Source organism: Citreimonas sp. (genome assembly GCF_042096055.1).
In the GTDB taxonomy this organism is placed as follows: Bacteria; Pseudomonadota; Alphaproteobacteria; order Rhodobacterales; family Rhodobacteraceae; genus Citreimonas.
Window position 1 is genome coordinate 15,405 of the sequence record NZ_JBELMH010000030.1, and the last position, 8,035, is coordinate 23,439.

General features: G+C 68.1%; 10 protein-coding genes. 7 read left to right on the forward strand and 3 right to left on the reverse strand.

Annotated features, from left to right (window positions below):
- The 7 genes from ACFDTC_RS08735 to aat all read left to right on the forward strand — a co-directional run.
- Nucleotides 1-477: ATP-binding cassette domain-containing protein (locus tag ACFDTC_RS08735; RefSeq protein ID WP_375258490.1), on the forward strand; the 477-nt coding region annotated here is incomplete at its 5' end.
- A gap of 78 nt (nucleotides 478-555) precedes the next feature.
- Complete coding sequence (locus ACFDTC_RS08740) at nucleotides 556-1,311, forward strand: ABC transporter ATP-binding protein (RefSeq protein ID WP_375258491.1); 756 nt, start codon at nucleotides 556-558, stop codon at nucleotides 1,309-1,311.
- A gap of 154 nt (nucleotides 1,312-1,465) precedes the next feature.
- Nucleotides 1,466-3,412, forward strand: a complete 1,947-nt coding sequence (acs, locus tag ACFDTC_RS08745) for an acetate--CoA ligase (RefSeq protein ID WP_375258492.1) — start codon at nucleotides 1,466-1,468, stop codon at nucleotides 3,410-3,412.
- A gap of 174 nt (nucleotides 3,413-3,586) precedes the next feature.
- Complete coding sequence (locus ACFDTC_RS08750; RefSeq protein ID WP_375258493.1) at nucleotides 3,587-4,039, forward strand: hypothetical protein; 453 nt, start codon at nucleotides 3,587-3,589, stop codon at nucleotides 4,037-4,039.
- Between the two features lie 117 nt (nucleotides 4,040-4,156).
- On the forward strand, nucleotides 4,157-4,651 hold the full coding sequence (accB, locus tag ACFDTC_RS08755; RefSeq protein WP_375258494.1) for an acetyl-CoA carboxylase biotin carboxyl carrier protein: 495 nt from the start codon (nucleotides 4,157-4,159) through the stop codon (nucleotides 4,649-4,651).
- Between the two features lie 8 nt (nucleotides 4,652-4,659).
- A complete protein-coding gene (accC, locus tag ACFDTC_RS08760) occupies nucleotides 4,660-6,012 on the forward strand; it encodes an acetyl-CoA carboxylase biotin carboxylase subunit (RefSeq protein ID WP_375258495.1) in 1,353 nt (450 codons plus the stop codon).
- 75 nt (nucleotides 6,013-6,087) lie between these two features.
- Nucleotides 6,088-6,726 carry a leucyl/phenylalanyl-tRNA--protein transferase gene (gene aat / locus ACFDTC_RS08765; RefSeq protein ID WP_375258496.1) on the forward strand — a complete coding sequence of 213 codons (639 nt, stop codon included), beginning with the start codon at nucleotides 6,088-6,090 and terminating at the stop codon, nucleotides 6,724-6,726.
- Here aat and ACFDTC_RS08770 read toward each other — a convergent pair.
- The 3 genes from ACFDTC_RS08770 to ACFDTC_RS08780 are packed head-to-tail and all read right to left on the reverse strand — an operon-like array spanning nucleotide 6,690 to nucleotide 7,878.
- Nucleotides 6,690-7,055, reverse strand: coding sequence for a DUF2155 domain-containing protein (locus ACFDTC_RS08770; RefSeq protein ID WP_375258497.1), 366 nt, complete (start codon nucleotides 7,053-7,055; stop codon nucleotides 6,690-6,692). The two genes, aat and ACFDTC_RS08770, sit on opposite strands and share 37 nt — an antisense overlap.
- Entirely contained in the window at nucleotides 7,052-7,498 is a 447-nt protein-coding gene (gene mlaD / locus ACFDTC_RS08775; protein ID WP_375258498.1) for an outer membrane lipid asymmetry maintenance protein MlaD, read from the reverse strand. Before mlaD ends, ACFDTC_RS08770 begins: the two co-directional genes overlap by 4 nt.
- Nucleotides 7,495-7,878 carry an NADH:ubiquinone oxidoreductase subunit NDUFA12 gene (locus tag ACFDTC_RS08780; RefSeq protein ID WP_375258499.1) on the reverse strand — a complete coding sequence of 128 codons (384 nt, stop codon included), beginning with the start codon at nucleotides 7,876-7,878 and terminating at the stop codon, nucleotides 7,495-7,497. The genes mlaD and ACFDTC_RS08780 overlap by 4 nt, the downstream gene beginning before the upstream one ends.
- Nucleotides 7,879-8,035 lie beyond the last annotated feature (157 nt).

An 8,035-nucleotide genomic window follows, 5' to 3' on the forward strand; every position in this document is an offset into this window, starting at 1 on the left:
ATGGAAAACATCATGATCCCGCTGTTTGCCAAGCGCGACGGCGTGTTCCGCCTGCGCGCCTATGAATCGGTGCGCGACGAGCACGACCTGCGCGAAGAGGCCGAGCGCATGCTCGACGAGGTCAACATGCTCGACAAGCGGCACGTGCACGCCGCCTCGATGAGCCGGGGCGACAAGCGGCGGCTCGAGATGGCCATGTGCCTGGTGCAGAAGCCCAAGCTGCTGCTGCTGGACGAACCGACCGCCGGCATGGCGCGGGCCGACACCAACAACACGATCGACCTGCTGCGCGAGATCAAGGAGAAGCGCAACATCACGATCGCGATCATCGAACACGACATGCACGTGGTGTTCAGCCTGGCCGACCGGATCACCGTGCTGGCGCAGGGCACCCCGCTGGTTGAGGACGTGCCCGAACGGATCAAGGGCCACCCCAAGGTGCAAGAGGCCTACCTGGGCGAGACCCAGACCGCCTGAGCCGGGCCGGCGCGCGCCGGCGGATCGAAACGCTGACCGGGCATCGCGCCCGAAGCCGATTGCAGAAGGACCCGTCCGATGAACACCCGTCCGGACTTTTCGAAGAACGCCAACCAAGCGTCCACCGCGCCGGCCTTCCTGTCGGTCTGGGACATGCACAGCTACTACGGCGAAAGCTACATCGTGCAGGGGATCAGCTTCAACGTGCACGAAGGCGAGATCGTCGCCCTTCTGGGCCGCAACGGCGCCGGCAAGACGACGACGTTGCGCTCGATCGCGCGGCTGGACAACCCGCAGGTCAACAAGGGCGAGATCTGGCTGGACCACCAGCCGCTTCACAACATGAAATCCTACGAGGCCGCCGTGGCGGGCCTCGGCCTCGTGCCCGAGGACCGGCGCATCATCCCCGGCCTCACGGTCGAGGAGAACCTCAAGCTCGCGCAGATCCAGCCGCCGGTCGGCTGGTCGATCCCGCGTCTCTACGAGCTGTTCCCCCGCCTCGGCGAACGCCGCAACCAGGAAGGCGTGACCCTGTCGGGCGGCGAGCAGCAGATGCTGTCGATCGCCCGCGCGCTGGCCCGCGACATCAAGCTGCTGCTGCTCGACGAACCCTACGAGGGGCTTGCCCCGGTCATCGTCGACGAGATCGAGAAGACGCTGCGCCTGATCAAGGAGCAGGGCATGACGACGATCCTGGTCGAGCAGAACGCGGTCCGCGCGCTGCAACTGGCCGACCGGGCGATCATACTCGACACCGGGTCGATCGCCTATGACGGCTCGGCCGCCGAAGTGCTCGAGAACGAAAGCCTGCGCGCGGAATACCTGGCGATCTGATCGAGGTTGCGGTCGGGCCGTCGCGCCGCCCGCACGGCCGGGTTGCCTTGGCGCGGCAGAACCGTAGCCTGTGCCGCGAAGTCATGAGCGAGACGGCACCGCCAGCGCGCACCGACGACGCGCCGGCGCTGCCATCAAGGAGGAGGAGAACCCCATGAAGGACAGCTATTCCCCACCCGACGAGATCGTGAAGAACGCCCACGTGGACGCCGCGCGCTACGACGCGCTCTACAAGCGCTCCGTCGAAGACCCCGAGGCGTTCTGGGCCGAGCAGGCCGAGCGGATCGACTGGTTCAGGAAGCCGACCGAGATCCAGAACACCGACTTCACGCTGGGCCAGGTCAGCATCGAATGGTTCCGCGACGGCACGCTGAACGTCGCTGCGAACTGCATCGACCGGCACCTCGAGAAACGCGCCGACCAGACGGCGATCATCTGGGAACCGGACGATCCGAACGAGTCCGCGCAGCACATCACCTACCGGCAGCTGCACGACGAAACCTGCCGCATGGCGAACGTGCTCAAGGACCTGGGCGTCGGCCGCGGCGACCGGGTCGTGCTGTACCTTCCGATGATTCCGGAGGCGGCGTACGCCATGCTGGCCTGCGCCCGGATCGGCGCGATCCACTCGGTCGTCTTCGCCGGCTTCTCGCCCGACGCACTGGGGCAGCGGATCAACGGCTGCAACGCCAAGGTGCTGATCACCTCGGACGAATCTCCGCGCGGCGGCAAGAAGACGCTGCTGAAGGCGAACGCGGACAAGGCGCTGCTGCACTGCGACGACAGCGTCAAATGCCTGGTGGTCAAGCGCACCGGAGGCCAGACCACCTGGGTCGGGGACCGCGACTTCGACTACCGCGCGCTGGCGGCGGAGGCGTCCACCACCTGCGAGCCCGAGGAGATGAACGCCGAGGATCCGCTGTTCATCCTTTACACCTCCGGCTCGACCGGACAGCCCAAGGGTGTGGTGCACACGTCTGGCGGCTATCTGACCTACGCCGCGCTGACGCACGAGGTGACGTTCGACTACCACGACGGCGACGTCTACTGGTGCACGGCGGACGTGGGCTGGGTCACCGGGCACAGCTACATCGTCTACGGCCCGCTCGCCAACGGCGCGACCACCCTGATGTTCGAGGGCGTGCCGACCTATCCCGACGCCAGCCGCTTCTGGCAGGTCTGCGAGAAGCACAAGGTCGCGCAGTTCTACACCGCGCCCACCGCGATCCGGGCGCTGATGGGCCAGGGCAACGACTTCGTCACCAAGTGCGACCTGTCGTCCCTGCGTATCCTCGGCTCCGTGGGCGAGCCGATCAACCCCGAGGCCTGGACCTGGTACAACGACGTGGTGGGCGGCGGCCGCTGCCCGATCGTCGACACCTGGTGGCAGACCGAGACGGGCGGCCACCTGATGACCCCCCTGCCCGGCGCGCACGCGACCAAGCCCGGCGCCGCGATGAAGCCGTTCTTCGGCGTGCGTCCCGTGGTGCTCGACCCGACCTCGGGCGAGGAAATCCACGACAGCCCGGCCGAGGGCGTGCTGGCGATCGCCGACAGCTGGCCCGGCCAGATGCGCACCGTCTGGGGGGATCACAAGCGCTTCGAGAAGACGTATTTCTCGGACTACAAGGGCTATTACTTCTCGGGTGACGGCTGCAAGCGCGACAAGGACGGCGATTGCTGGATCACCGGTCGCGTCGACGACGTGATCAACGTCTCGGGCCACCGCATGGGCACGGCCGAGGTCGAATCGGCGCTGGTGGCGCACGAAAAGGTCGCCGAGGCCGCCGTCGTGGGCTACCCGCACAAGGTGAAGGGTCAGGGCATCTACTGCTACGTGACGCTGATGAACGGGATCGAGCCGAGCGACGACCTCAAGAAGGAGCTGCGCGACTGGGTCCGTGGCGAGATCGGTCCGATCGCGTCGCCAGACCTGATCCAGTGGGCGCCGGGCCTGCCCAAGACGCGTTCGGGCAAGATCATGCGCCGCATCCTGCGCAAGATCGCCGAGGACGATTTCGGCGCGCTCGGCGACACCTCGACGCTGGCCGATCCAGGCGTGGTCGACGACCTGATCGAGAACCGGATGAACAAAGGCTAGGACGCGCGCAAGCACGGTCACGAAGGGCGGGTGCCACGGCGCCCGCCCTTTTTTCGTGGTCCCGCCGCGCCCGGCATGGGGGCGACGTTAACCAGTCGTTACGAAGGCGCTACGTCAGGCCACCATACTGCGCTATATTTTATGAACGTTGGGGCATTCATCATGGAGGACGCCATGCAGTTCTCGATAACGACGCTTTCGATGGCACCGATGATCACCGGTCACCCGCTTGGCCTGCCCGAGGGCAAGCGCACGACCAAGTCCCCGCTGGAGATCAAGCCGATCACCAAGCGCGGAGACGTCGACACCGCCGTCGCCAACGCCCGCACCCCGGCCGAATTCCGCCGCGCCGTGTCCGGCAAGCCCGAGCACGATCGGGCCGCGCCGCCGTCGATGCTGCAGATCCGCATCTCGCAGCTTCTGGCCGAGGAGATAGCCCCGCCACAGCCCGGTGAGGTCCGCGAGAACGCCGCCAGGGACCAGCCGAAGGATCCGGCCGTCACCGACGCCCCCGCGCGCGAGGCCGAGCCGGCCGTGCCCGAGGTCACCCCCGCACTCGCACAGCCCGCCCGCGCCTACCCGGCTTTGCCCGACATCGCCGTTCCGCAGCTGGACAAGGCCACCTAGCCCCGCGCGCTTTCCTGCCTGCATCGCTTTTCATGTGCGACATCCTGCCCTATAAGCGTGGCGCTGGTGCCGGACGCGCAGACGTACCCGGGCCGCAGAGGAACGGGCGAGGAACGGATGAGCAAAGAAAAGCATGACGCAGACGTGGCCTTCATCAAGGCACTGGCGGAACTGCTGCGCGAGAACGACCTGACGGAGCTTCAGGTCAAACGCGATTACGCCGAGGATGACAGCCTCAACGTGCGGGTCAGCCGCCATCACCCGGCGCCTGTCCAGGCGCAGCAGAGCATGGCCGCGCCGCAGCCGCAGGCCTATGCCGCCCCCGCGCCTCGGGCCGAGGCCGCCGCGCCCGACATGCCCGAAGATCCCGCCGCGCATCCCGGCGCGGTGACCTCGCCGATGGTCGGCACGGTCTACATGCAGGCCGAACCGGGCGCCGCCCCGTTCATCGCCGTGGGCCAACCGGTCAAGGAAGGCGATACGCTGCTCATCGTGGAGGCGATGAAGACGATGAACCACATTCCCGCGCCGCGCTCGGGCACCGTCAAGCGCATCCTGGTCGAGGACGGCGCACCGGTCGAATACGGCGCCCCGCTCGTCATCCTGGAATGAGCGCGCCCATGTTCGACAAGATCCTGATCGCCAACCGCGGCGAGATCGCGCTGCGCGTGGTCCGCGCCTGCCGCGAGATGGGCATCGCCAGTGTCGCGGTGCATTCCACCGCCGATGCCGACGCGATGCACGTGCGCATGGCCGACGAATCCATCTGCATCGGCCCCGCGCCATCGACGCAAAGCTACCTTGCGATGCCGGCCATCATCTCGGCCTGCGAGGTCACCGGCGCGCAGGCGATCCATCCCGGCTACGGCTTCCTGTCGGAAAACGCGCGCTTCGTGCAGATCGTCGAGGATCACGGCTTGACCTTCATCGGCCCCTCGGCCGAGCATATCAGCCTGATGGGCGACAAGATCACCGCCAAGGACACCGCCGCCCGCCTGGGCATCCCGGTGGTGCCCGGCTCGCCCGGCGGCGTCGCGACCCTCGACGAGGCCAAGCGCATCGGCGCCGATTTCGGCTATCCGGTGATCATCAAGGCCACCGCCGGTGGCGGCGGACGCGGCATGAAGGTCGCCCGGAACGAGGACGAGATGGAGCGCGCCTTCCACACCGCGCGGTCCGAGGCGCTCGCGGCCTTCGGCAACGACGAGGTCTACATCGAGAAGTACCTCCAGAAGCCGCGCCACATCGAGATCCAGGTCTTCGGCGACGGCCAGGGCGGTGGCGTGCACCTGGGCGAGCGCGACTGCTCGCTGCAGCGGCGCCACCAGAAGGTCTTCGAGGAAGCGCCCGGCCCCGCCATCACCCCCGAGGAACGCGCCCGCATCGGCAAGATCTGCGCCGATGCGGTCGCCGAGATGGGCTATCGCGGCGCCGGCACGATCGAGTTCCTCTACGAGGACGGCGAGTTCTTCTTCATCGAGATGAACACCCGTCTGCAGGTCGAACACCCGGTGACCGAGGCGATCTTCGGCGTCGACCTTGTGCGCGAACAGATCCGCGTCGCGTCCGGCATGCCGCTGTCGTTCACCCAGGACGACCTGACGATCAACGGCCACGCGATCGAGGTCCGCATCAACGCCGAGAAACTGCCGACCTTCTCGCCCTCGCCGGGCAAGATCACGCAGTACCACGCGCCCGGCGGCCTTGGCGTGCGCATGGACAGCGCGCTTTACGACGGCTACCGGATCCCGCCCTACTACGACAGCCTGATCGGCAAGCTGATCGTGCACGGCCGCGACCGCCCCGAGGCGCTGGCGCGGCTGAACCGCGCCCTGGGCGAGTTGATCGTCGATGGCGTCGACACCACCGTGCCGCTCTTCCATGCGCTGCTGCAGGAACGCGACATCCACACCGGCGATTACACGATCCACTGGCTGGAAAAGTGGCTGGAGGCCGGCGGGCTGGCGCAGTAGCGTCGGCCACATGATCCCCGCTCCGACCGACCGCAACCGCTGTGCGCGGCGCCTGGCTGGCGCCGCCGCCTCGCCATGAGTGCGGTCACGCCGGAATTGCTGCTGCACGCCTATCGCAGCGGTATCTTCCCCATGGCCGAGCGGCACGACGACCCCGAGATCTTCTGGGTCGATCCCCGCCGCCGCGGGATCATTCCGCTGGACGGGTTCCGCATCTCGCGCAGCCTGGCGCGGCGGCTGCGGCGCAACGACTACACCGTGACGCTGAACCGCGCGTTCGAGGACGTGGTCGATGCCTGCGCCGACCGGTCCGAGACCTGGATCAACGACGAAATCCGCAGCCTATACACCCGGCTGCACCACCAGGGCCACGCGCACTCGCTCGAGGTCCGGATCGACGGCGCGCTGGCCGGCGGCGTCTACGGTGTCTGCATCGGCGGATGCTATTGCGGCGAGTCCATGTTCTCGCGCCAGCGAGACGGCTCGAAGATCGCGCTGGCGTGGCTGGTGGACCTGCTGCGCCGCGCGGGCTTCAGCCTGTTCGATACGCAGTTCCTGACGCCGCACCTCGCCTCGCTCGGCGGGGTCGAGGTCACCCGCGCCACCTATCGCCGTCTGCTGGCCGAGGCGGTCGACAGCCCCGCCGACCTGCTATCGGTGCCGCTGGCGGTGTCCGGTCAGGACGTGGTGCAGCGCAATACCCAGACGTCGTAGCGCTGGTGGTCCAGCGGGTTGAGCGCGGGAGACGCGGCGATCATCCAGCCGCGGAACACCGGCTGCGCCACGCCGGCCTCACGGATGGTGAGGAAGGCGTAGGCGTTGCCCGCCGGGTCGTCCTCGGGGTAGCGGCACTCGCCCAGCACGATCTCGATCCGGCCGAACGCCGTGCTGTCGCCGGCCTGCAGCGTCATGTCGTCCACCGTGGCGTTGAGCTTGTCGAGGCCGCGCAGGACCGCGCCGGTGCCGGTGACGACGGTTTCCTCCTGCTGGGCGGTGGCGGCGGAGGCCATCAGCGCCAGCGCGAGGAGAGGGGCGCGCATCATTCGCCGTTCCCGCCCACGAAGGCCATCAGAAGCGAGATCAGGCTGACCGCGCCCTGCGTGTCGACGATCTCGTCGCCGGCGGCGTAGAAGAAGGGCGAGCCGCCGGGGCTGAGCTCGACGTAGTTGCCGCCCAGCAGCCCCTCGGAGGCGATCACGGCGGCGCTGTCGTCGGGCACGAGGATGTCGTCGCGGATCTGGACGGTGGTGTCGGCGCGGTAGGTCTCGGGGTTGAGGGCGATGTCGGTGACGGTGCCTACCTTGACGCCGGCCATGCGCACGTCCGTGCCGACCGCCACGCCCTCGAGCGAGCGGAACGAGGCGTGCAGGTCGTACCCCGCCGGCCCGGTCGACAGGCCGGTCGCTTGCATCGCGTACAGCCCGAACCCGAGGGCGCCTGCCAGGACGAGGCCCCCGACCAGCACCTCGGTCTTGGAATGGCTCATTCGGGGCTCCAGGCTTCGTAATCGCGGCGCTCGGACGGGTTCTCGCGGCGGATCGAGCCGGCGGGCGCGTAGGCCAGCGCGGTGCCTGTCAGGTTCTCGCGGTGGGGCTTTTCCCAGGTCTTGTGAACCATCGGCCGGTCCGAGGGCGGCTCGGCGTAGGTGTGGTGCAGCCAGCCGTGCCAGTCGGGGCTGACGCGGCTTGCCTCGGCCTCACCGTTGAAGATCACCCAGCGACGCTTGGCGTCCTTGGTCTGGTAGAAGATGTTGCCCTGGTCGTCCTGGCCCACCTTCACGCCGTAGCGCCAGGTGTGGAACTGGGTGTTGAGCGTCTGGCCGTTCCACCAGGTGACGGCGCGCAGAAGGGTGTTGAGGATGCCCATGGACGACTCCGGTTGTTCGTGCCCCGGGTTTAGTCCAGCGGCGATGAGAGGTCCAGTGTCGCGGGCATGGTGGGTGACCGGGCGGGCGGCGCCGGCGGAAGGCCGCGCGGGCGTGGGACGGGCGGGTGTCCCACGATGGGACACGTTGGCGCCCTAG